General features: G+C 41.8%; 17 protein-coding genes and 1 tRNA gene. 13 read left to right on the top strand and 5 right to left on the bottom strand.

All coding sequences use genetic code 11. The features are described 5' to 3' along the window. The first annotated feature begins 4 nt into the window (after positions 1-4). The 11 genes from H8S64_RS09555 to H8S64_RS09505 all read left to right on the top strand — a co-directional run bounded on the left by H8S64_RS09555 (position 5) and on the right by H8S64_RS09505 (position 16,172). Positions 5-1,426 carry a RagB/SusD family nutrient uptake outer membrane protein gene (locus H8S64_RS09555; RefSeq protein ID WP_186975899.1) on the top strand — a complete coding sequence of 474 codons (1,422 nt, stop codon included), beginning with the start codon at positions 5-7 and terminating at the stop codon, positions 1,424-1,426. Positions 1,427-1,455: 29 nt separating this feature from the next. Next, positions 1,456-2,547: a hypothetical protein gene (locus H8S64_RS09550; protein ID WP_186975898.1), complete on the top strand. Its 1,092-nt coding sequence runs from the start codon at positions 1,456-1,458 to the stop codon at positions 2,545-2,547. 12 nt (positions 2,548-2,559) lie between these two features. Continuing rightward, positions 2,560-3,969 (top strand): hypothetical protein, encoded by a 1,410-nt coding sequence (locus H8S64_RS09545; RefSeq protein ID WP_186975897.1) that lies wholly within the window; start codon positions 2,560-2,562, stop codon positions 3,967-3,969. 18 nt (positions 3,970-3,987) lie between these two features. Continuing rightward, positions 3,988-7,101 carry a M6 family metalloprotease domain-containing protein gene (locus H8S64_RS09540; RefSeq protein ID WP_186975896.1) on the top strand — a complete coding sequence of 1,038 codons (3,114 nt, stop codon included), beginning with the start codon at positions 3,988-3,990 and terminating at the stop codon, positions 7,099-7,101. After that, positions 7,091-7,513 (top strand): hypothetical protein, encoded by a 423-nt coding sequence (locus tag H8S64_RS09535; RefSeq protein ID WP_186975895.1) that lies wholly within the window; start codon positions 7,091-7,093, stop codon positions 7,511-7,513. Before H8S64_RS09540 ends, H8S64_RS09535 begins: the two co-directional genes overlap by 11 nt. A gap of 24 nt (positions 7,514-7,537) precedes the next feature. Further along, complete coding sequence (locus H8S64_RS09530) at positions 7,538-8,980, top strand: BACON domain-containing protein (protein ID WP_186975894.1); 1,443 nt, start codon at positions 7,538-7,540, stop codon at positions 8,978-8,980. 93 nt (positions 8,981-9,073) lie between these two features. Then, a complete protein-coding gene (locus H8S64_RS09525) occupies positions 9,074-12,388 on the top strand; it encodes a SusC/RagA family TonB-linked outer membrane protein (RefSeq protein ID WP_186975893.1) in 3,315 nt (1,104 codons plus the stop codon). A 5-nt stretch (positions 12,389-12,393) separates the two neighbouring features. Beyond that, the gene (locus H8S64_RS09520) at positions 12,394-13,935 is read left to right on the top strand and encodes a RagB/SusD family nutrient uptake outer membrane protein (RefSeq protein ID WP_186975892.1); all 1,542 of its coding nucleotides are present in this window, start codon (positions 12,394-12,396) and stop codon (positions 13,933-13,935) included. Positions 13,936-13,949: 14 nt separating this feature from the next. Continuing rightward, entirely contained in the window at positions 13,950-14,606 is a 657-nt protein-coding gene (locus tag H8S64_RS09515) for a fasciclin domain-containing protein (RefSeq protein WP_186975891.1), read from the top strand. Positions 14,607-14,640: 34 nt separating this feature from the next. Next, positions 14,641-15,066, top strand: coding sequence for a hypothetical protein (locus H8S64_RS09510; protein ID WP_099291739.1), 426 nt, complete (start codon positions 14,641-14,643; stop codon positions 15,064-15,066). Next, positions 15,063-16,172 carry a TlpA disulfide reductase family protein gene (locus tag H8S64_RS09505; protein ID WP_186975890.1) on the top strand — a complete coding sequence of 370 codons (1,110 nt, stop codon included), beginning with the start codon at positions 15,063-15,065 and terminating at the stop codon, positions 16,170-16,172. Before H8S64_RS09510 ends, H8S64_RS09505 begins: the two co-directional genes overlap by 4 nt. Before the next feature lie 54 nt (positions 16,173-16,226). Here the strand turns inward: H8S64_RS09505 and H8S64_RS09500 are convergent, their stop codons facing one another. The 5 genes from H8S64_RS09500 to H8S64_RS09480 all read right to left on the bottom strand — a co-directional run bounded on the left by H8S64_RS09500 (position 16,227) and on the right by H8S64_RS09480 (position 20,753). Beyond that, positions 16,227-18,563: a TonB-dependent receptor gene (locus tag H8S64_RS09500; protein WP_186975889.1), complete on the bottom strand. Its 2,337-nt coding sequence runs from the start codon at positions 18,561-18,563 to the stop codon at positions 16,227-16,229. Positions 18,564-18,650: 87 nt separating this feature from the next. Next, positions 18,651-19,391, bottom strand: a complete 741-nt coding sequence (locus tag H8S64_RS09495; protein ID WP_099291742.1) for a response regulator transcription factor — start codon at positions 19,389-19,391, stop codon at positions 18,651-18,653. A gap of 126 nt (positions 19,392-19,517) precedes the next feature. Next, positions 19,518-19,940: a GNAT family N-acetyltransferase gene (locus H8S64_RS09490; protein WP_186975888.1), complete on the bottom strand. Its 423-nt coding sequence runs from the start codon at positions 19,938-19,940 to the stop codon at positions 19,518-19,520. 64 nt (positions 19,941-20,004) lie between these two features. Then, complete coding sequence (locus H8S64_RS09485) at positions 20,005-20,583, bottom strand: Crp/Fnr family transcriptional regulator (protein ID WP_186975887.1); 579 nt, start codon at positions 20,581-20,583, stop codon at positions 20,005-20,007. 95 nt (positions 20,584-20,678) lie between these two features. Continuing rightward, positions 20,679-20,753: transfer RNA gene (locus tag H8S64_RS09480), tRNA-Val, on the bottom strand. Between the two features lie 303 nt (positions 20,754-21,056). Between H8S64_RS09480 and H8S64_RS09475 the strand changes: the two genes are divergently transcribed. Both H8S64_RS09475 and H8S64_RS09470 read left to right on the top strand, forming a co-directional pair. Continuing rightward, positions 21,057-21,533: a Dps family protein gene (locus tag H8S64_RS09475; RefSeq protein ID WP_099291745.1), complete on the top strand. Its 477-nt coding sequence runs from the start codon at positions 21,057-21,059 to the stop codon at positions 21,531-21,533. A gap of 156 nt (positions 21,534-21,689) precedes the next feature. Continuing rightward, positions 21,690-23,621, top strand: a complete 1,932-nt coding sequence (locus H8S64_RS09470; RefSeq protein WP_186975886.1) for an ATP-binding protein — start codon at positions 21,690-21,692, stop codon at positions 23,619-23,621. Positions 23,622-23,779: the final 158 nt, after the last annotated feature.

Raw genomic sequence — 23,779 nt, 5'->3', positions numbered from 1 at the left:
AATTATGAAAACAATTAACCTGTATCTTTTGCTTTTGACAATTATATTGGCTGGGTGTGACGGTTTTCTTGATGAGTCGTCACAGGATCAGATTAGACCCAATAAGGCCGAGCATCTTGCTTCTCTTGTTTTGAATGAATGCACGTTGTCGCATCCTTATTTTTACGGGGCAAGCCACATGACGGATGATATTTCCGAGAATATGCTTACCCCGACGAGTAAAAAAAGGAATTATAAGACCATTTATACTTGGAAGAATGAGATTGAACTTGATGATTACGGTGCGCAGATCGGGACGAATGTGGCGTGGGGAAATTTGTATCGTTCGATCGCTATTTTGAATGACGTGTTGATCAGTTGTGAAGATATTCATGATGACGAGAAGGAGTTGGCTTTCGTGAAAGGTGAAGCTTATTTTTTACGGGCTTTGGCATATTTTGACTTGGTAAATTTGTACGGGTTGCCCTATGATCCGGAAAAGGCTAAAGAACAATTGGGTGTTGCTATTCGTTTGGATCATGGGGTCGAGCAATTTTATTCAAGGAATAGTTTGGAGGAGTGTTATAATTTGATCGAGCGTGATTTGTCGATTGGTAAGACTGAATTGGAGAAGTCTGGGTTGGAGAAGTCGTTGTGGCACCCGTCTGTGAATGCATGTAATTTATTGATGTCGAGAGTGAAGTTATTCCGTCAGGAGTGGCAGGCCGCGGCAGATTACGCTGATTCGGTTACATCGAAAGTCGGAATGACCAAGTTGTTGGATTCTATGAAGTTTGTAGATCAGTCCAATAGCGAGATTATTTATTCTTTCGTGTATGATAGAAGAGTTTTAAGTATCGAAAATATGGAGAATACCGGTTTCGTTGTTAGCGAGAATCTGCTTTCTTGTTATGATCAGGATAATGATATTCGTTTCCGGAGCTTTTTTGTAATGCGGGGTGATTCTCGGCAAAAGTATTATTACCCGAGAAAGTTTGAATCTTATTTCACTTCTCTTGGCGGGTTTAATATGCGAGTTGCCGAGGCATGGCTGAATAAAGCGGAGGCTTGTGTTCGGCTGGGAGATATTAATGGTGCCCGTTTGGCGGTGAAAAGGGTGGTTGATCATCGATACAGACATCCCGCGAATGTAGTTATCCCTTTTGATGATGAGGAACTTCTGCAATTCATATTCGATGAGAGAAGGCGGGAATTTTGTTTTGAAAGTCATTTCCGTTGGTATGATTTAAGGCGGATGGGTGAGGAATACAGACCGGAAATTAAGCATGTATTTACCTATGTTAATGATGATGAGGTGAGAGAGGGACAGGAGAGTTACCGTTTACTCAAGAATGATCCTAATTACGTGTTGCCGATTCCTTTACAGGAACGCGAGAATAATCCGTTGATTATTAATAATGATCGTTTGGAGAAATTGCCTGAATAATCTTTTGACTTTTAATAAAAATTACCGAGATGAATAGGATAAGTATTATTTTAGCTATTAGCGCATTATTGTTTTGTTGTGTCGCTTGTGAGGACGAGGATGGGTTGTCTCCCTCGGGCTTGGATGTTGACCGGGTGCAAGATTTGCTTGATTGGTCAAATCCCGTTGTCAAAAGATATTATGATGATTATGGTGTGGCATTGATGACGGATTTTGATGAAAATCTGGATATAAAGTTTAATTTTTACGAGAGTTGGGCCAATCGTTTCTGGAGAAATATGGAGATCGGGAAGATGGAGCGAAAATCGGAATGCGATTCGGCGATAGCGGTTCTTGATACGGCTGTTTTCCGTTATTTTAAAGATGAACTGGAATTTCAAGGGGAGGTGTATCGTTCTGATTTTAAGAAGAAATATTTTCCGAATAAAATATTGATAACAAATAAGTTGATTGTCGGTACGGATGTGAGCGGTCTGATAATGCAGACGGTGAACAGACCGAGTAAGACGGGGGCAGGTTCTACTTTTTGCCAGAGTAATGATAATGCGATAGTGGTTAATTTGGAGTCCGGTATGTTGAATATTTCACCGGAGAAGTTTGAGCAGGTGACGAAAGCTATTTTGTACGTGATGATTATTTATGCTTTTGAAAAGTATGATTTGTATAGTATGATTCCTGACGCTTTCTATGAATTTAGTAAACCGTATTATGGTAAACGTGTTTATCAAGTTCAGGAGGAACTCGGTGAGGAACAGCACGCTATTTCTCGAATGGAGTGGGTTGAGAATTACCACATGGTTGTTACAAGCGTGGGACCAACGGATAATATGTTCGGTTTTCTTGCCACGTATCCTATTCCTGATGCGAAAAGGGATGTCCGTATTTGTATCGATCATTTGATTAATCCGGAAACGCTCGATGGTGCCCGGGTAGAAACGGAAAGTGATCCTTTTGTTTACCAGTGGGATGCGCGATGTTCTATCAAGATGTGGTATATCGCCCAGACGTTGATAAAGTTAGGAATTGATGTTATGGCGATATCTCCGGATCCTAATTTCAGGGAATTTATATCCAACAAGACGCAGGAGGATATTGATGATATAACCAATAATTTGTTTTAAGCCATGATGAGGATGAAAAGTACATATTTATTTTTTTTCTGGTTGAGTTTTTTGTTTATAGCTTGTCAGGAAACTCCGGAGTTTCCCGATCCGAAGTTCGATTCGACGGATACGCGAGTTTATGAGGTAAGGCGTGACACGGCGGATTTCGTGAATCTGGAGTGTTTTATGGATGTACCGAACGGTATTGACCGGATAGAAATTTTGGAGGGGCGTAGTTATGAGGTTTTGGACGTGTTGGAAGAGTATAAGGGCGAGAAAGAGTTGAATTTTAATTATCAGGTGGATGTCAGTGATATCGTGCGCGATTCTTCTCTTGCTTTTATCGTGAAAGTTTATGATTTAAAATACCGTACGTATAATAAGGCTTTTATGGTACGGGTGAAGAAGTTTTCCGTTCCGGAGATTATTTTAGAGGGGGGGGGAACGATTTCGACGGATGTAGATGCTTTTTCTATACGGGCGACTTTGACCACGGGAATGATCCCGATTCGGCAGGTACGTCTTACGGTTGACGGAGAGAAACAGGAACTCCCGGCAGTGGAGGAAGATATGACCGAATACCTGTTGAATTATCGTATACCGTTACGTCGTCAAAAAGAGTATTCCGTGCAAATTTTACTGGAGGATGTGGATGGAAGACGAACGACGAAGAGCGTGAAGATTTTTAAAGTTCGGGAGATGGAGAAACCGGTAAAGATTCTTTGTGGTGGCCAGCTGCCGTATGAGGTGCTTTTGGAGTATGATGAACAAAATCGTATAAGCTTGATCGATGTTTTGGAACATTACAAGTTCCAGATTATGTATGATCAGATCAAGGAAAAGGAGGTGATACGGAGTATTTCTCAAAGCGGTTACGGTTTGGAGAATCCGGATAATATCAATTATGTTTTTAATTATGACACGACAGGGATGTTGCAGAACGTGACCGAGTCGTGGGGAGCGGCAGTTACTTACCATGTCGGTCAATGTTTGTATGATAAAGAGAAGTTGAACGGGTTCGTGGCGGGTGCTGTTGTTGTTACCCAGGTTGCGTACGAGGATATAACCGGAATCGGAGAGATTATGTCGGAGGTTTGGGGAACTGCATTTGCGGCGACATTGGAGAGGGATCGTCTTCGGGCAACAGATTTTCAAACGATGAGGATTCCGACTTATTTGAAACAATTGCCTTATTCCCTGTTTGTTCCTTTTAAAGTGGGTATTTTGTTCCAAGATGTTTTTCTTAGTCCGTACGTGTATTTGAAAATGGTAAAGTATTTGGATGCTTCTGTTGTTGTGAATAATTTTTCTTACAAGACGGATGAAAAGGGGCGTTTGTCTTCTCTGACCAGAACTTCTACGAGTACCGGAAGTGACGGTCGTGCTATTATGTATTATTATCAGTTTGTGTATAAAGATACTGTTTTGCCCGAGAATTAAGTTTTAATAAAAAATAATATGAAAGACAGGATTAGCTGTGTTAAAATCTTTTTGTTGCTTTTATTCTTGGGATGGAATGGAGTGACAATGGGCATACCGGCCCAAAGAGGGGTGTGTTATAAGGTATTGCCGGATGGAACGACTTTATCCATTCGCATGTATGGGGATGAACGATTTCATTACTTGACAACGCTTGACGGTTATGTGATCGCTCAAAAAGAGGACGGTTTTTATTATTACGTTGATTTTTCTTCGACAGGTGCGAGGGTGATTAGTGATATGCGGGCTAATGATCAGGGAAAACGTGATTCCCGGGAGACGGCTTCTTTGACAAAACGTACGAAGGGGATTCCTGCTAGTTTCAAGGTGCGTGCAAAGATGCGATACGCGGAGCGGGAACAAAAGGAGGTTCAAAAAGTTTTTGTAGCCAAGGGAAGCCCGAAGGCTTTGGTGGTGTTGGTCGAGTTTGAGGATGTTAAGTTTGCAACGCCTTCTCCTCAACAAGCCTTTAATGACCTGCTTAATCTGGGGGGATATAGTGCTAATGGGGCTACGGGGAGCGCACGTGATTATTATCGGGATAATTCATACGGGCAGTTCGATCCTGAATTTGTGGTTGTGGGACCCTATAATTTAGGCAAGCCAATGGCGTATTACGGAAAGAACGATGATTATGGCAATGATGCGCGTATGGTGGATTTTGTTAAGGATGCCTGTCAGAAAGTTGTGGATAACGGGGTTTCGTTGAGACAATTTGATACTGATGGAGATGGGGTGTTGGATAATGTTTTTATTTATTATGCCGGTTTTAATGAAGCGGAACACGGACCGGCAGAGTCGATCTGGCCTCATCGTGCTTCTCTCGCTTTGTATAATTATACTGTGGATGGGATGAAGTTGGCTGATTACGCGTGTACTTCAGAGCTTCGCGGGAATACAGGAAATAGAATGGCGGGCATCGGGACGTTCTGTCATGAATTTGGTCATGTCGTAGGTTTGATGGATGCTTATGATACGGATTACGGTGAAAATGGAGAGGGAGCGGGTTTGTTCGAACTTTCTTTGATGTCATCGGGGAATTATAATAATGACGGGTGTACACCCCCGTGTCTTACTGCCATGGAGCGTGTGATGGCTGGGTGGCTGGAACCGGAGGAGTTGACTCGAGCCGGTAGTTATAATCTGCTCCCGATCAGTGAGAATAAAGCTTATTTTTATACGACAGATGTGGAAGGGGAGATTTTTATGTTGGAATGTCGCGAACAAAAAGGATGGGATGCATTTATTAGAGGTGCGGGGTTATTGATTTACCAAATCGATCGTTCGAATAATTGGGTGAATGGTGTTAAGGCAAAAGATCGCTGGCTTCAGAATACGATTAATTGTATTAAGGCGCATCCGTGTATGAGAATTATTCCGGCGAATGGTGTTGAGGCAGGTGGTTTTAGTAGTTCGGGCATGTTTTATCCCGGTTCGTTGAATAAGACGCAAGTGCAGCCGAAACCTTGGTCCGGTATAGAGTTGGGGAAGGGATTGTCTAATATCAGTCAACGTGGGAGTGAGCTTTCATTTGATTTTTATTTAGCGGAATCGGTTGGGATGACAGGTGTGGTTACGAATATGAAGGGAGAGCCGCAGTCGGGTGTGTGCGTTACGCTGAAAGCTGTGGAAGAGGTGGTAGCTAAGAGTGTTGTTCCTTTTATTGAATATGCCAGAAGCGCACGAAGTGAGAGTATTGAGACAATCACGGATTCTCGCGGAAATTATACTTTTAAGGATATACCCGCGGGAAAATATGTTGTTGAAGCGGAGAAAGAGGGGTTTGCTCGTTTTAGTACGGTGAAAGATATAATATTGACCGATAATCGTTTAGATATACAACTTCAAACACCTGCGGAGGAGCGTGCTATGAAGTTGTCCCAGAATAAGGATGAAGAGATTATGGGTTCGATACGTAATATTTCGGGAGCGGGTCCGCTTTACGTGGCGCACAACTGGACAGTGGAGGAGTTGAGGGATTATGAAAATTGCAGTTTGAAGTGGGTGGATTTGGATGTGTCGAAGGCCGCCGGTTTGGAACTGAAGGTATGGCTCGATGATGCTTGCGTGTTGACCAAGTCGTTGGATAATTTTGTTTACGGAAGGTTGAATCGGATTTACCTGGGAGATGATGCCGTTATGATTCCTGCCGGTAAAACTTTAAAGATTGGTGTACGTGCCACGGGTGAAACGAACGAGATCGAGATCCCGATTACCGCTTCCCGTGTTTCCGGGGGAGGAGTGATGAGTTCTAATGGGACGTCATGGGAAAAGCAGGAGGTGTGTATGATTTTGTCTGCTTGGTTGTTGGAAACGGTGTGGTCGACGGGAGTAGAGTTGGATCAGAAGGAGGTGACCGTGGGGATTTTGGATACAGTGAGATTGAGTGCGAAGGTTCTTCCGGAGGATGTAACTAATAAGGCTATCGTGTGGAGTAGTTCGGATAATCAGATTGTTAAAGTCACGGATAAAGGGGAAGTTATCGGGTTGACCGAGGGGGTGGCTACGGTTACGGCAGCTGCGGCAGACGGGAAAAGCAAGATAACATGTAACGTGACTGTTGTGCAGGATATTGTTCAGTTAAAAGATTTCATGATCGGACAGCGGGAAGTACGGTTAGTTTGGAATGACGATAAAGAGGTGTTGAATTGGAAAATCAGGTATAAACAGCAGAAAGATAATAATCTCCGTGTTCTTGAATCGGATACGACGTTCTGTATTATCAATCAATTGCTGCCAGGTACGGCGTACGACGTGGAGATTGTGGTTCAATCGGGGGATGTGGAAACCGGAGCGTTGGTGAGCAGAAGTTTTACTACGGAGAAGATTCAAGAGGAGGTTGCTTCTTTGGCGGGCATTCGGACGGATTGGCGTGAAGGAGATTTGTATTGGCCGGTAGTGACTAATATTCAAAAGGATGTACGTCGGATTGTGTGGAAGTTGGACGGTAAAACTTTCGTGCCTACCCGGGATTTAGTATTGCCTGCCGGCTCGCATGTTTTGAGAGCGGAGGTGACAACGACTGATGGTGTGACGGAAATTCTGGTTCGTAAAATAAATGTTCAATCTAAAGCAAAGAAAGATGTTAAATAAAGTTGTGTATCCGTTAGTACTAATGTGTTGTTTGCTCGGTTGTAAAGATGACGAGGTTGAGACGATGGGGGATAATGCCAAGCGTGAAAAGTTTTTACAACAGACGGTGAGTGGCGTTTATGATGGCGATGTCCCTTTGTTGATGTTCGATGAAGCTAATCATCAAATGGCTTTTACGGCAGATCAAAGGGTTTGGAGAATCCAAACGGATAGTCAGGATAAATATGTTCATTGTGAATTGTCGGAAGCTCCGGTGGCAGAGGCTAAGGTGGTGATGAGCGTGAAAGCTAAAGGGGTGAATGAAGTGCTTGTCGGAGAACAGGAAGGAGTAGTGTTGAAAAAGGAAAATAATAAATGCTGGCTCTGGTCGATTGCTGCCGGAGTCGGTTATTTGATGCAAAATAATGAATAATTGTTGAATTAAAATCTGATGATTATGAAAAAGAATCTGATGTTAATGCTTGTGTTAAGCATTTGGGGAATGTTGTGTTCTTGTAGTGATAGTGACAAAGAACCTTCGGAAGTGCCTCTTACGGTGAGTCCGTCTAAAGTGGAGTTTAGCGCTCAAGGAGGAAGTAGGGAGCTTGCCGTGGTTACGACTGCCGAGGCGTGGATGGCTTCTTCCGATGCGGAGTGGTGTAAGATTGAGCAGGCAGGTGAGAAGTTGAAACTTACGGTGGATCCCCATAACGAGGTGGAGTTACGGACGGCTAAGGTGACTGTTAAAGCGGAGTATGCTATAGACCAAATTGTTGAAGTACGTCAATCTGCTGCAGCTGCCGCTACTTTGGAATTGTCCGCCGATGTTTTAGAATTCAAGGCTAAGACCGAGGAAACTAAGACGATAACTATAGAGACGAATCAGGCAGACGTGAAAGTAAATACGGAGGGAATGGCTTCGTGGTGTCATGTTACACTTGCCGAGGATAAAACTTCATTGAGCGTGACACTTGATTTGAATTCCGATGTGGCTCGTGAAACGACCTTTAAGGTGATTGCAGGTACGGAATCAAATAATGCAGATGCCGAGGTAACTGTAAAACAAGCGGATGGTTCTATCAAGATTGAGTTGTCATCTACGGAAATAGAGTTGAATTCTCTTGGATACAGGGAGATTGTAATTGCTAATATTGATGTTAAGCAATTGCAACTTACGTCTGATGCGGATTGGTGTAAAGTTGAAGCTACGGATAACGGTATTGCTATTTCTGCCACGACGAATTTCGGTCAAGATGAGCGGAATGCTGTAGTGACGGTTTCTGATGGAAAGGAAACGAGTGTGGAAGTAAAGGTATTACAAACCGGAGAAGAGTTGAAAATGGGAAGTATCTTTTACTACAAGGGCAAAGAAGTGGGGATAGTGATTAGAAATGAAAATAATCAAGTTGATGTTTGGGCATTGGAAGAAAAGGCAGGATTGGTATGGAGTACGGAAACTAAAACAATCGGTAATTATCTGGAATCAGCTGAAGCTATCTTCAAAAAAATCAAACAACAGGAAAATTGGAAAGAAAAATATCCTGTGTTTGCCTATTGTGCTGAAATGGATGAGAAAACCGGTATGGAAGGATGGTATATCCCTGAAGCTGATGTTTCAGGTTCAAAACCTAATTGTCTAAATCTTGTATTGAAAACAAACCTAAGTGTGTTTAATAAAGTATTGGGGGATTTGGGGTTGGAGCAATATGATAGAGATAACCAAAAAATTTACGCAAAATATTGGACTTGTTCAGAAGTTCCTGGGGGTATGAGTGTTTACGCTTGGCAATATACTCCTTATAATTTTTACGCTGAGACAGTTAAAACTAGTGCTGCATCCGGTCGTACTTCGAATTTCACCGAGATGATAACTCGTTGCGTTTGGTCGTATAAGTATTAATAATGGTGTTTTTATGAAGGTGTGTTTAAAAGGGAATGGACTTTTAACACACCTTCGCTTTTTCTTTTTCAGTATAGAATATTAAAATGGAGTATGAGTAAAAACTATGATTCCTTTTCAAGAGGGAGAGGTTGCGTTATGTTTCTTCTTTTCTTCTTGATACTCCCCGGTTGGGGGGTGTTGAATGCCACGACGATTCCTAAAATAATTCATACAGAGTCGCAACAAGTTAAGGATTCTTTGATTCATGGAGTGGTTGTCGATGAAAAGAATGTTCCCATGCCGGGAGTGACCGTGCGAGTGGAGGGAACAAAAGTGGGTACTGCTACGGATAATAAAGGTGAATTTAAGCTACGGTTACCGGGGAAAGGTGGAGTCTTGATATTTACGTTTATAGGGTTTAAAGAAAAGAAAGTTGCTTATAAAGCGGGGGCACCTCGTATGGTGGTGGTGCTTGAAGAAGATGTCGAAAGTATAGATGAAGTTGTTGTTGTGGGATACGGAACAACAACTCGTCGTAAAGCGACCGGGGCGGTTTCCGTTATTAAAGCAGAGGAACTTGAGGGAATACCTACTTCTAATATAGCTAATCTTTTGCAAGGGCGGGTTGCCGGTATGGATGTTACCAATATGTCGGGAGCTCCCGGAAGCGGGGGAACGGCTATTACTATCCGGGGGTACAATTCGTTGGATGTTGAACAGGGACGGCGCTTTTCCAACCCGTTGTGGGTTGTTGACGGGGTCCCGTTGAATTCTTTTACTTCTCCGGTCACGGGTACAAATTTATTGTCGGATTTGAATCCGGATATGATAGAGTCTATCCAAATTCTTAAGGATGCGTCTTCTGCGGCTATTTATGGTTCTCGTGCTGCTAACGGGGTTATCATCGTGACCACGAAGAAGGGAAGTAAGAACCAAAAGGCTACTTTTTCAGTCAATGCCTCCCAGACTTGGAGTATTTTACCCCAGTTGCCCACGGTTACCATCGGGAGTGCCGAGCGTCGTTTCCGGCTGGAACAACAAAGACGGTTGATGGTGGCTTATCGGGATCCAGAAACGGGACGATATAAATATCCGACTTCTTGGAAAGAGGTATATGAAGTGGGTGGTGATGCAAAATTAGACGGTTTTTGGGAGCCGCATAGGAATTTAATTGCCAAGAAAGGAAATATTTATCAAGATAGTTTGAATGCTTTTTACGCTCATTCAACTAATTTCTTCCCGATGTATTATCGCACGGGGAGAGTGACGAATGCCAATATTCAGGCTTACGGGGGACAAGAGCGAATGACTTATGGTATCGGTCTCGGGTATTATGATGAAGAAGGTATTGTGAAGGGAACCGGGTATAATCGTATCGATTTGAATTCGCAGATGAATGTTACTCCCGTGGAACGTTTTAATGTTGATTTGCGTTTCAACGCTTCTCTTGCCGGTCGTATGCGGGGAGTTCGGTCCGGGCAATTGACCTCCGTGCAGAACGTGGAAACGGTACCGGGAGATCCTTACCAGTTAAATACTTTCTTGCCGGGAGAAGGAACTGTCGTTTGGGATGAGATTATTAATCAATATCAAGGGATTCACGAACGGAATCGGTCTGTACGTTTGCGTTCTAATTTTAAACTCGGTTTGGATTTGATCGAGGGATTGAATATTTCGGCTTCACTTGCTGCGGATTATTCAATTGAAAGAAGAAATTATTTTGCGCCCGCTTCGTTGGACGTGAACGGGTGGTCGAACAGTTTGGGAGAAACGGGAATTAATCTAATGGTATTAAATGAGAACTTGATTTCTTATAATAAGATAATTGGAGAGAGTCATTCGATTTCTGCTATCGGTGGTTTTTCTTATCAATATGACCAGATAGAGTACAACGGGGGATATGCCCGGAATTCTCCCAGTGATAAGATCGAGTATGCGCCCGGTGGACTACCCGGTTTAACGATTTTGGGAAGTGGTGATTTTCAACAAACTGTTGCGTTGAAGAATTATATTTCGGACATGGAGGAGAAAACATTACTTTCGTGGTTTGCCCGTTTGGAGTATAATTATTTGCAGAAGTATTTTTTATCAGCTTCCATACGGAGGGATGGTTCGTCAACTTTCGGGAAAAATAACAAGTGGGGGACGTTTCCTGCTATTGCCGCGGGTTGGACTTTCACGGAGGAAAATTTTATGGAGTCGTTCAAAAATTGGTTCAATTTTGGAAAGCTTCGGGTGAGTTGGGGGATGTCCGGTATGCATTTTTATCAGAATTATCTGGCGTTGGGAATTATGGCCGTGGATAATTCTTCTTATTTGGGTAATCCTGTTATTACTCCGGTGTGGAATGACGGGTTGTATAATCAAGATCTATCGTGGGAGAAAACGTCCCAGTATGATTTCGGGCTTGATTTGAATTTTTTGAATTATCGACTTGGTGTTACGTTAGATTACTATTACCGGTATACGGAAGATTTGCTAATGCCTGTGCCCCTGCCGGGAAATTATAACGGTTTTCAGAATCAATGGAGGAATACTGCCGCAATTTCTAATGAAGGTATAGAGTTGATGGTGGAGTACAAGTTCTTTGATCGTCCCGATTTTTTGTGGCGTATGTCGGTTAACGGGGCAAGGAACTGGAATCGTTTTGAGAAATCATACGATGGTCATGATTTGGATAATAAGATTATAGGTAAGCCTCTTAATCAGATGCGCGTGTTGAGAACGGAAGGGTTTATTAATGATCAGGCGGAAGTTCCTGTTAGTTGGAAAACAGATGGTTCAAACGGACCGATGAACGTGGGTTCAGGATATATGCAACCGGGAGATTACAAAATCGTGGATGCGAGTGGCGACGGTCATATAGATGGTAATGATTTGGTATATATCGGAAGTGCTTTGCCCTCTATATCCGGGGGAATTGTCAATGAGTTGAAATGGAAGGGATTTGATGTTAATATGTTATTAAGTTATCAGTTGGGAAGGCATATTTTGTATCCGTATGCAGTACAGTCTATTATGATGAATAATGATTACTACGCTTTGGTTTTCGATTTGGAGAAAACTACTTTCTGGGAAAAAAACGGGGATCGTGCCGATTATGCTAGATTGCAACCGGGAATTCTTGATAATCATGTGTATGATTATTTGTTAGATAGAAATGTTTCCAAGGTGAATTGGTTGAAATTGAAAACATTGACTGTTGGCTATACTCTTCCCTCTCGATGGACGAGACGTTGGTTTATCGATCAATTGAGGTTTTTTGTTAGTGGAGAAAATTTGTTGACTTGGACGAATTATATCGGTATGGATCCCGAAACTGTCGATATTACCACGGGTATTGACGGGGTGCTTACAGGAAATGGAATACAAGGTTCTTATCCCTTGGCGAGGAAGTTTACCATAGGTGTTACGTTTAAATTTTAGTGAGGATGAGAAAACTTAGTTATATTATAGGTTTGGGCATTTTGTTCGGTTGTTGGGCATGTAATGACATTCTGGATATGGATCCGGAAAATTCGGTTACTTTTTCGAATGCGATGCAAACAGAACGAGAGATCGAGGTCGGTTTGGGAACAATAGAAAAGAAAATTCGGGATTATTCGCAAGATAACCAGCGGATTAAACCTGCTCGGGCCGGACGTTTTGCTTCCAATATTTGGGGTAATAGTGAACAAACTCTTGATCAACCGTATACTTACGCTTTGTGTGATTGGGGTAATATTTATCAGATTATTGCTTCGGCTAATATTGTTTTGCCTTATATCGATCAGGTAAAAATGACTCGAGAGCGAAGGAATTTTTACAAGGGTCAAGTATATTTTTTCAAGGCATTTTGTTATTACGAATTGATTCGCAGATGGGGTGATTGTCCTTATATCGGAACTCAGGTCGAGCTTGAGCCGATTGCCAAGTCTCCTTGGACAACGATTGCGGATTCCGCGATATACATGGCGCAGATGGCTGCGGATTTGTTACCGGAATTATCGCAGGCGACAAAATGTGATGGAGGCGGGATATCGTATAAGTCGACTCCAGTCAGAGGGGCTGCCAATACGTTGTTGGCGCATCTTTGCGCGTGGAAAGCGGGATGTAAGTATTTGGCTTCACGGGATGAGAATGATTACGATGAAGACGAGTTATGGCAAAGAGCGGAAACCGCTTGTACCGATGTTATTTGGTCGGAAGAGTACGAGTTAGCTGCTACACCGGAAGAAGTCTGCACGCGGGTGTTGGTTGATGGAGGGAAAGAAGCGATTTTCGTGAGTGTTTTCCGGAATTTCTGGAATGAGGTAGGGTCTAATCCTTTTAACGTGTATGCCACGATTTACACGACTTATCCGGTGAAACCGATGGTTGGTCCCGGTGAAAATAGAGGTTGGGATGCTGTAAGTTATCAGGATGTAAAAGCAATGTACCCGGGGAAAGATCAACGACGGAATGCGTATTTTTATAAGCCGGATTCCATGAACGTGCAGGTGGTCAGTGAAGGCGGTACGCCTTTGTATCGGGATGCGTTTTTATATAAATGGAGAAAATGTGTGTTGGAGACAGCGGGGAATGATAAGGGGAAGTTCATCACGTTTGATCAAAATATGATTTGGTGGCGGTTGGCGGATGTGATTTTATTGCGTGCGGAATGTAGATGCCATTTAGGTAATAAGAAAGGTGCGATCGATGATTTGAATACGGTACGTCGGCGTGCGGGAGCTGCTGATTACAAAAATACCGAGTATAACGGAGATTTGCAGCGTGCTATATTCAAGGAGCGGGAGAAAGAGTTGCTGTTGGAAGGTGAGCGTTATTTCGATATTATGCGCAATAATTATCGAAAACTTGATTTGAGGGGAAATTTTATCACCTTGGATGATCAGGATTTTGTTGACGGTGCGTTCTGGAATGCTGTCGGTTCGGCGGCTTTTGTGAGGAATACATTGATGAGACAGAATACGTTTTGGTTGAAAAAAATGTAGAATTATAAAGGTGTATGAAAACGATGTTGAGATATATTGCAATATGTATTTTGTGTGTCTGTTGTTTTGCCTGCACGAAACAGGATGTTATAGACACGGGTATTTCTTCTCCTTATTACGAGGGGTCGGTTATGGATTATCTTCGGGGGGATCATTACAATTTTGGTATGACGGTCGAGATGATCGAGCGTGCCGGACTTGTTGATTTGTTCGAGGGAATGGATGCGGATTGTCCGGAAATTACTTTTCTGGCGTTTAAGACACATACGGTTTATCTTTATTTGTTGCGAAACGATTTGGATAGTGTGCCTCAACTTAGTTCTACATTTTGTAGAAACGTGGTTATGCATCATGTGATCCGGGGAAAGCATCTTAAACAAGAGATGGGATACCGGAATCCCGAGGTTAATTTCACTGATGGGGAGTTACCCGCGGAGGAAATCGGCGGTAGTGTGTTTACGACGTTGGATGGAGGGGAAGTGTTGATTTACCGGGAGAAGACGGATTACGGGGGCATACCGGATATGGGACCCGAGTTTATGTATAGCTATTCTTTGACGGATAAGAAGTATTGGCCTGTTGCCACTCCTGATATCCAGCCTGTCAATGGGGTTATTCACGCTCTCACGGAGTATTATCGTTGGGATTATAAAATGGCGGAATGGCAGTAAGTAATATGATGGATGAATGTAAAAATTAGATAATATGAGAAAATTATTAGGAATAGTTCTGTTATTACTTGTCTACTGGGGATGTCAGGATATTACGGTAGGTTATCTGGATGTAAAAAATGCGGCATACAATCCGGATTCTCTAGTCGTACGTATTCATTTGGACTCCACGGGTATAGATGCACAACGTGTTAAAACGGGACAGCCTTGGATGAGTTACCAGATAGAAGGCGTGGAAGGTACGAGACCGATTTTTTTTAGTGTTCGGGATGTTGTGGCTTTTGATGGTGATAAAGATAGCATGTTGAAATGGTTGTCTGTTAGAAATGATGGAACATTTATGATTCCGTTAGAACATCAAATTGCTCCCGGACGCTACCTCATCTCTCTTGATTTTGAAAACGAAGGATATAAAAAGTTTAAAGATGCGGTGTTTACTGTAATTGTGAAAGAAAAATGATGAAATTGAAACAGATTATTGCGTGTTTGATTTTCGGTTCGCTTGTTGTTTTAATGGCTGTTCAGCAGAAGCCGGGGTTTGTTATTGAAGGTTATGTTGATACTCCCAAGGAGGGAACGATGTTACTTATTACTTTGAACGCCAGTGATACTTTTGCGAGGGCTCCTATCGTGGACGGTCGTTTCCGGCTCACGGGATCCGTTGATTCCATTATCGAGGCAGCGTTAATTCCTGAAGGGTGTACGATGGGATCTTTACCGCTTTTTCTTGAAAATAGCGAAAATAAATTTGAAGCTTATTATAATCGGACGAATGATATTTTTTCCAGTAAGGTCACGGGAGGAGGTATTCAAGATATTGCGGCTAAATTCTTAAGCCTTTCTTTGGGTTTTAGAATTAAAATGGATGCGGTAGCCAAGGATATTCAGCGGGCTCAACAGGATGGAAAGCAAGAAGATCTAGAGCGTGCCGCTCGTCGTTACGGGCAATTGAAAGTTCAAGCGCGACGGGGTGAGGACTCTTTGTTGAATGTATATAAAGATACTTATGTTGCGGCTTATTTGTTGTTTACCAGAAGCAGGCATGATCTTGATTTGTTGAAGGCGGAAAGTCGGGTGTTGGGACCAAACGCTTGGAACACGACTTATGGTAAATATATCAAGTCGATGTTGACGCAATACGAGAAGTTGAAAGTTGGGGAAACGGCACCTGATTTTTTCGCGTACACGCCTGATGGAGAATCGGTATCTTTGTATGATGTTAAAGGTAAGGTGAAGTTGTTGTATTTCTGGGCTTCTTGGAGTGGAGATTGCCAGAAAGAAGGTTCGAAATTACTAAAACTTTATGATGAATTTCATGACAAAGGATTGGAGATTGTCGGTTTTTCCATGGATCTTAGCGAGAAAAGGTGGTTGGGGGCTTTAGAACGGGATCAATATTCTTGGATTCAGTTGATTGATGAGAAGAATCAGGGTAAGGCTTCAGATTTGTATGTAGTTACATCAGTTCCGAATATATTGCTTTTGGATGAGGATAATAAAATTGTAGGTCGGAACTTGCAAGATGAAGTTCTTCGGGCGGAATTGGAAAAAAGATTAGGAAAATAATAATTGTAAATAGAGTTCCCGGGAAGTGAAACGGGAACTCTACTAGTATAAAATCTAAAATTCTATTTTATAACTAATATTCGGTATTACATTCGCTTCTCTTTCGGCCTCCACCTGACGCGTGATATAATTATACCTATGCCCGTAATAATCCTTGTATCCGGTAATATTCAGTACTTTGGCCGCAACCTCATGTGACACTTTTTTCTTGTTTATTTTATAACTTATTGTGAGATGTCCCAGTAAAACCGGGACTAATTGTTTAGAATAAGGTTTACTCTCGTCATGAATTGCGTCTTGTTGTTTTAAAGAAACGATTTCATTAATCGGGGAATACCTGTCACCACCTTGAAATGTTGCTCTGGCATTTATCCCCAGTATATTCTGATTATTTTCACCTAGCATCCATTCTTTCCCTGCGAGTAAATTGAGTACGAAATTGCGATTATAACGTGTATTATACCATTTGTCCCTTGTTGTCTTGTACCGGGAATTGAATATGGAAGCTGTTATCATGTAATAATCCCTGCGTGACATATATTTCTCGAATGTGATATCAATCCCGTAATTAAGCCCTTTCCCCGTGTTAATAAGCCTTTCCGACAGAAACCAATCATCATTACCTTGTAAATTAATAAAAGAGTAGGTGCTATCGGGTAAAACCGGAACATCATATAGATATTGTATATAAGGTTCAATTTTTAAATGTTTATTTTCTTCAATATTCAAATCATAACCTAAAGACAAATGATGCGCTTTCGTGAAATCAAGGTCTTTATTTATTTTTTCCCCTTCTTTTTCCGTGAAATAATAATTCAGCATTTCCAAACGACTGTGCACGCCATAGGCCAAAGAGTATGCTTGGTTAGGCATAAATTGACATTTCAGGCTCACTCGCGGTTCAATCGTGTAATTCCCGTTGAGGGTAAAATATTGTGCGTTTATCCCGACATTCACGCTCCATTGGTTTGTAAACCGGAACGTGGATGAGGAATAAGCGGTAAGCAAAGAACTGAATCCCGACTCATCAGTTAAAGTTTGTAATTCTCCCCTTGTTTGTTGCGCGTCTTGCATGAACATGTCATATTTCAACCCAGTAATTCTGAAACCTGTTTTATTTGTATGATGTTCACTGAATCGCTTTTGGAACGCGGAGGAAAACACGAAGTTCCAGTTGGTATTTTTTATGACGTTTTTCGGTACAAGTAACACGTGTTCATTCATTCGTTCCGTGTGCATATTCAACCCGCTAATGGTCAGTGCTATTGTTGTTTTCAAGAAAGATGTCTTGTCAATATTTATCTTGTGATTGACTCCCAATGCCCCGGCGTATTGTTTCACGTCTTGATTTTCCATATCCTGCTCGTATTGCCATTTGCTTTTATCTTTCTCCGCTATGGTACCCGAGTGGTCAATTAACCCTATTCCCCATGCGGAAAAAACTCCGGCCTTACGGGTTGGGAAAAATAATTTGAATGACAGGTCTTGATAGTCCGTGCCGTCCGCGTCTTCCGGTTGCAACGGTGATAATAATGCCAGCGTGGAATAACGGTAATTAAAGAGATAGGAACCGTCGTATCCTTTCGTGAAAGGTCCTTCGGATGCAGCCTCGATACCGAGAAAACTAATCTGCGCGGTATGTTCATGTCGTGTGTTATTGCCATTTCTAAGATACATGTCAAAAACACCCGATAGGGCGTTGCTGTATTCGGCAGGAAAAGCCCCGGTAAAAAAATCGGAGTTCCCGAGAACCAGACTACTTAGAGCTGTCAATCCTCCACCGCCGAAACTCGTGACGTCTGCAAAATGGTTCGGGTTGGGTATCTCGACATCTTCCATGCGCCATTGTAGAAACTTGGGTGCGTTTCCCCGTATCGCGATGCCATTATTTCCCACGTTTGCCGTTACTCCCGCGAACGAGGATACCAGACGTGCCGGGTCATCCATCCCGCCCGCGTAACGGCTTGCTTCCTCCACGCTCAGCATACGCCCGCCCGCAATAGCCATGCTGTTAAGAGGTTGTGTTTTATTGATGCTCGGTTTGACTGTTATTTCGCCCAATTCCATTAAAGTTTCCTGCAAACGGATGTCAAGAATTATTTCTTTGGAAGAACTGACAAGAATCTCTTTCACGGTAACGGTTTCATACCCTAGACAACGTACTTCTATAGTATGTCTTCCCACCGGTACGTTCGGCAAAGAAAATCGGCCTGCCGTATCCGTGGTGGCACCGATGACGGGAGTAATATTAAGCAACATGACAGTCGCGTAAGGAACAGGAGTGCCACTATTTTTTTCGGTGACAGTTCCTTTGACGGTCTGGTATGATTGCCCGTGCGAGAAATTGAAAAATAGAGTATTCAGCAGAATAACAATACAAATTTTCTTCATGGCTTCAATTGCATTAAATTGTTTTTAAGAATTTTGATGCAAAATTACCCGGCTCTCGCGGCGGTTACAATACTGATAAATCAGTAATCACGTATCCAGTAAGCCTAATGTTTGAGCGTATTTTATCGCTTCTATGGAATTGTTCACGTTCAGTTTTTCAAGTATTCGTTGTCTGTGAGTATTTACCGTGTGTATGCTGATGTTTAAATATTCAGCGATTTCCTTGCTTAACTTTCCCCGTTCTATCCATTTCAATATCTCTATTTCCCGTTGTGACAAAATGGTGTCTTTATCGAAATATTTATCTAGCGGGGAAAATATATCTCCCGTTTTGAAATTGACCAGTTGGGAGTTGACTTTTGAAAAAGGGGATTGATTGAGGGAAATATCAACAATGCTTAAAGACAACCAGATATTACCCCTTTTGTCTATTTCCAGAATTTGTATTTGTTCGGTAATTCTTTTGTACTTACCGTTAATCAAAGTTCTGTATTCCCGAATCAGTTTACTGTATTTCGTGTATTTATTGTGCATGAAAATATGCTTCATCGCGGCAATGCCGTTTTTCAGGACTTGCTCGTAATCATCGGGATGAATTTGCACGCTCGTGTATTCTCCGTTTGAATTTTTGAACAGTTCTTTATGATACGATGACTCGTAAACATGGCATTTTTTATACATGTCGAAAATCGATACCGCACTTCCTGAAAAAACAGTTGATTTTGATAAAACCGAAATATGTTTATCCAGTATGTCATAATCCAACTCTTCTTTATCGAAATGCTGGGATTTCAACAATTCGAGGTATTCTTTTTGAAGGTTATCCATAGAATTGACTATTATGTTTTTTTCAAGCGTAAAAATAGTAATTCTCGTGTAAAAACAACTTTTAGGCTTCACTTCAAAACACGCCTCTCGTCCGTGAGGTCAAATATTCAGGTATAATATTGAAGGCTACAACCGCATGTGTAAAATAGGATATTCTTTACCTTCTCCGTCTAAGCTTGACCTTTTGTATACGCTAAAGCCCATATGTTTATAAAAACCGACAGCTTGAGTATTTTGCTCGTTCACATCGACTTTAGTTACTTGCAAATTATCTATGGCATAAGTAATCAATTTTTTCCCGATACCCGTGCCTCGATAATTATTGTCGATAAACAACATCTCAAGATTTCTTTCCGCGATACCCATAAACCCGATTAAGATACCCTCTTGTTCAAACCCGAATAGAGTGACATGCTGAAAATATACCGGAAGGTGTTCTTTATAATATAGAAAATCTTCCTCTTTGAGAAAATCATGTGTACTCAACACTGCACTTTCCCAAATTTCCGTCAAACGCGGATAATCCGTAGCTTTTATTTTTCTAATCATAACTGTACTTTCGATTTAAGGTTGTAAAGTTCGGAACTTACATATTCAAAGCACTGAACCCAAGTTAAGAAATACGTTTACGGATTCTGCTTAGTGCTTGCGGTGTGATACCCAAGTAAGAAGCTATATCTTTTAATGGTATATAGTTTAATGTAATGCCATATTCTTCAATCATCTGTAGATAATACTGTTCAGGAGAATATTTAATCAAGTCGATATTTCTTTTCAAGAGTTTATTCAACAATATAGCATTCAAATCTTCGAATACGGTTTTTACCTTAGGGATAGCGGTATATAGTTCATTTGCTTGTTGCTTGTCTATTCGGTAAATAACGCTATCTACAATTGTTTGCACGTTAAATGCAGACCTTGTTTGTAATGTAAAAGATATGTTTGACATTGAAAACGTACCCTCTTTACAAAACCAGAAAACTTGTTCTTCCCCTTTATGATTTAAAAGCCAGCAACGTAATATTCCGTCAAAAACGAAATAACTATACCTTTCTATTTCTCCTTCCTTAATCAAGAATGTGCCTTTGCTAATTAATATTCGTTCAAAATATTGGTCGAATAATTTAGATTCCTCCAAATTAAAAGTATTGGTGCTAAAATTAAATTCTTTAAGTAGTTTTTCTAAAAGCATAAACTAAAAGTCACTGGATTATAAAAAGAAAACCTGTAAGTTGTTGATGCTTACAGGTTTTTATCTTTCCTTTTCGCCTTTCGGCTCCACGGGAGTGGGCGCTGAGGGATTCGAACCCCCGACCCTCTGGGTGTAAACCAGATGCTCTGAACCAGCTGAGCTAAGCGCCCGTGTTGCTTGATTGCGGGTGCAAATGTAACGCAATTTTTGAATACTGCAAAAGTTTAGTCGATTTTTTTTTCAAAAAAGAAGAAGGTTTTATTTAAATGTGGAATTTAATGATAGAGAAAAGTCATTTTAAAATTATTTTTCACGTAAATATAGATTTTATTGTATTCTATGTTATTGAATGGTAGTTGTTATAATTTTATTAGATGTAATCATAAAAACAATCGATTTGATTTATATTATTATACTTCTTATATTTGTAATAGAAAAATGAAAGAGAAATATAATAATAAAAATCAATAGATATGAAAACAAAGAATTTAATCGGATTAGACGTTGAGAAATCAAAACAATTAGTTGAGCATTTGAATGATTTATTGGCAAACTATCAGTTGTATTATCAGAACGTGAGAGGTTTCCACTGGAACGTGAAGGGACGCGGGTTCTTCCAGTTGCATGCCAAATTTGAAGAGTATTACAATGACGCTATCGAGAAAATAGACGAGATTGCTGAGCGCGTGCTTACGTTGGAAGGGACCCCGTTACACGCTTACTCGGCTTACATGAAAGTAGCCGAGATCAAAGAAGTAACGGGTGTTTCCAACGGATTGGAATGCGTGAAGCATATCATGGACAGCCTCGTGATTTTAATCCGGAAGGAAAGAGAGATTTTGGCACTTGCAGCCGAGGCGGGAGATGACGGTACTCAGGATATGATCAATCCTTATATCTCCGAACAGGAAAAGACTTTGTGGATGCTACGGGCATTTTTAAGTGAATAAGTTTAAGTTTTGAATTTGTAACCACAGAAGGCTATCGGAATCATCCGGTAGCCTTTCTCTTTATCAGCTATAGAAACCTTTTTCGGCAACTTCTCCCTTGGGGTGACGTTTTAATTACTATATTTGCGTTATATAACAATCTAATTCATCAACACCATGTGGGAGTATATTATTGCCGGAATAGTGACTTTAAGTAATCTGGCTTTCTTTCTTTACTATAAAAGAAGGATGTCCGAAGCGCGTGACGGTACGGCAGAAACGATGCCAGAGAGGATCATCAGCTCTGTGCCGGATATGATTTTCATGGTGGATAACAAACTGGATATACAAAAGATATATAATGCCGACGCCTCGAAATTGTCGTTACCGGTTGAGGCGTTGATCGGGAGAAACTTGAAGAATTGTGTTGACCCGGAGTGCGTGGAGGACGTGACCGCTAATATACAAGAGGCTTTATTGACGGGCGAGGTGCGCGAGTCCGAGTATTCGGTAACGATGAACGGGAAAAAGATACTTTACGAGGGACGTTTCAAGCGGGTGGAGGATAATCTCGTCGCTTGTTTCGAGCGGGATATCACGGAACGTAAAAAGACGGAGGCTGAAATCAAGCAGAACGAGCGGCTGTTGAACGCTGTTTTGGATAATATGCCGATGCCATTGATAATTAAAGATATCGAGAACGATCTGAAATATATTTTTTGGAATAAACAATGCGAGCTACTGGGAGGATATACCCGGGAAGAAGTTCTCGGGAAAAATGATATTGAAATTTACGGTGAAGAACGGGGGCGTCAGTACAGGGAAATAGATTTCGAGATTATAAAGAATGGCGGTTCGTACCGGGAACAAGAGGAGTACGTGACCCCCGATGGCGTGAAACACGTTTCGATCGTGAACAAAAACATGGTGGCAAACGACGTTCATCATTGGTTGTTAGCGACCCGTTGGGATATTTCCGATTTGATCGGGGTGCAGGAGCAATTGCAAAAGGCGAATCAAAATTTGAGGCAAATACAAGAGATCAATCAGTTGATACTGGATCACTCGAATAGCGGATTGGTATACGTGAACACGGATTATATCGTGGAGTGGGAAAATTTGGCCAAGTATTCCACGCATCCTTTAGCCGGAAAATACAAACAAGGGGTATGTTGTTACCGGAACGTTATGGGCAGAGAGGAACCTTGTCCCGGCTGTGTGATGCAGCGGGCTTTGATTTCCGGTAAAGTGGAAACGAAGGAATTGGAACTGGAAGGCGATGTGTTTGTTGAAGTTGTGGCGACTCCCGTGTCCGCGGAAGATGGCAGGCAACCGCGGGGTGTCGTGTTGAAATACGAGGATGTAACCGAAAGGCGCAGAGTGGCGAAAGAGTGGATACGGGCGAAAGAGGCCGCGGAGAATTCCGATAAATTGAAATCGATGTTCCTGTCAAACATGAGCCATGAGATTCGTACGCCGTTAAACGCTATCGTGGGATTCAGCGAATTATTGACACAGACGGAAGACCGGACGGAGAGAGAAGAGTATATAGATATTATTCAACGGAATAACGAGTTGTTGTTACAATTGATCAGTGATATACTGGATTTGTCCAAAATTGAGGCAGGGACGTTGGAATTTGTTTACACGATGGTGGATATGAATGAATTGCTACGAAGTCTCGAGTTAAGTAGTCGCCAGAAAATAGTCGATAATCCGGATATAGAGGTGGCTTTTATCTCCCGTCATGACGAGTGTATCGTGTACACGGAGAAAAACAGGGTATTGCAGGTATTGTCCAACTTTATGAGCAACGCCTTGAAATTCACGAATAAGGGACACGTGCATTTCGGTTACGAGCGACGGGGGGATGAGTTACGTTTTTTTGTTTCCGATACCGGTAGGGGCATCCCGACAAATAAGCAAACCGATATTTTCAAACGATTTATCAAATTGGATAGTTTCTCGAACGGAACCGGATTAGGATTAGCGATATGCCAGACGATCGTGAATAAGCTGGGAGGTACTATCGGCGTGGAATCCGAGGAAGGGAGAGGAAGTACTTTCTGGTTCTCTTTGCCCTTGAAACCGGGGGATAGACTTCTATAATAGATAGTATAGGTTAGGGTGTAATCCTACTCGTTACCCGTGTGATTTCCGCGGGAATAGGGGATCACTTCCGGTTCAATAGTGCATATAAAGTTTTAATTTAGCTTTTACTTCCCTGTAAGAACGCTATTGTATATAGGGTTCGTATAGGGTTCGTA

Source organism: Butyricimonas hominis, assembly GCF_014287455.1.
GTDB lineage: Bacteria > Bacteroidota > Bacteroidia > Bacteroidales > Marinifilaceae > Butyricimonas > Butyricimonas muris.
Note: the sequence above shows the minus strand (reverse complement) of the source record. Positions and strands in the feature narration are given on the sequence as shown.

Bases quoted from the DNA above. Each gene is read 5' to 3' on its own strand.
- H8S64_RS09500 (WP_186975889.1), bottom strand. From the start codon at position 18,563: ATGAAGAAAATTTGTATTGTTATTCTGCTGAATACTCTATTTTTCAAT.
- H8S64_RS09505 (WP_186975890.1), top strand. From the start codon at position 15,063: ATGATGAAATTGAAACAGATTATTGCGTGTTTGATTTTCGGTTCGCTT.
- H8S64_RS09550 (WP_186975898.1), top strand. From the start codon at position 1,456: ATGAATAGGATAAGTATTATTTTAGCTATTAGCGCATTATTGTTTTGT.
- H8S64_RS09535 (WP_186975895.1), top strand. From the start codon at position 7,091: ATGTTAAATAAAGTTGTGTATCCGTTAGTACTAATGTGTTGTTTGCTC.
- H8S64_RS09515 (WP_186975891.1), top strand. From the start codon at position 13,950: ATGAAAACGATGTTGAGATATATTGCAATATGTATTTTGTGTGTCTGT.
- H8S64_RS09485 (WP_186975887.1), bottom strand. From the start codon at position 20,583: ATGCTTTTAGAAAAACTACTTAAAGAATTTAATTTTAGCACCAATACT.
- H8S64_RS09520 (WP_186975892.1), top strand. From the start codon at position 12,394: ATGAGAAAACTTAGTTATATTATAGGTTTGGGCATTTTGTTCGGTTGT.
- H8S64_RS09470 (WP_186975886.1), top strand. From the start codon at position 21,690: ATGTGGGAGTATATTATTGCCGGAATAGTGACTTTAAGTAATCTGGCT.
- H8S64_RS09510 (WP_099291739.1), top strand. From the start codon at position 14,641: ATGAGAAAATTATTAGGAATAGTTCTGTTATTACTTGTCTACTGGGGA.
- H8S64_RS09475 (WP_099291745.1), top strand. From the start codon at position 21,057: ATGAAAACAAAGAATTTAATCGGATTAGACGTTGAGAAATCAAAACAA.
- H8S64_RS09490 (WP_186975888.1), bottom strand. From the start codon at position 19,940: ATGATTAGAAAAATAAAAGCTACGGATTATCCGCGTTTGACGGAAATT.
- H8S64_RS09545 (WP_186975897.1), top strand. From the start codon at position 2,560: ATGAAAAGTACATATTTATTTTTTTTCTGGTTGAGTTTTTTGTTTATA.
- H8S64_RS09525 (WP_186975893.1), top strand. From the start codon at position 9,074: ATGAGTAAAAACTATGATTCCTTTTCAAGAGGGAGAGGTTGCGTTATG.
- H8S64_RS09530 (WP_186975894.1), top strand. From the start codon at position 7,538: ATGAAAAAGAATCTGATGTTAATGCTTGTGTTAAGCATTTGGGGAATG.
- H8S64_RS09540 (WP_186975896.1), top strand. From the start codon at position 3,988: ATGAAAGACAGGATTAGCTGTGTTAAAATCTTTTTGTTGCTTTTATTC.
- H8S64_RS09555 (WP_186975899.1), top strand. From the start codon at position 5: ATGAAAACAATTAACCTGTATCTTTTGCTTTTGACAATTATATTGGCT.
- H8S64_RS09495 (WP_099291742.1), bottom strand. From the start codon at position 19,391: ATGGATAACCTTCAAAAAGAATACCTCGAATTGTTGAAATCCCAGCAT.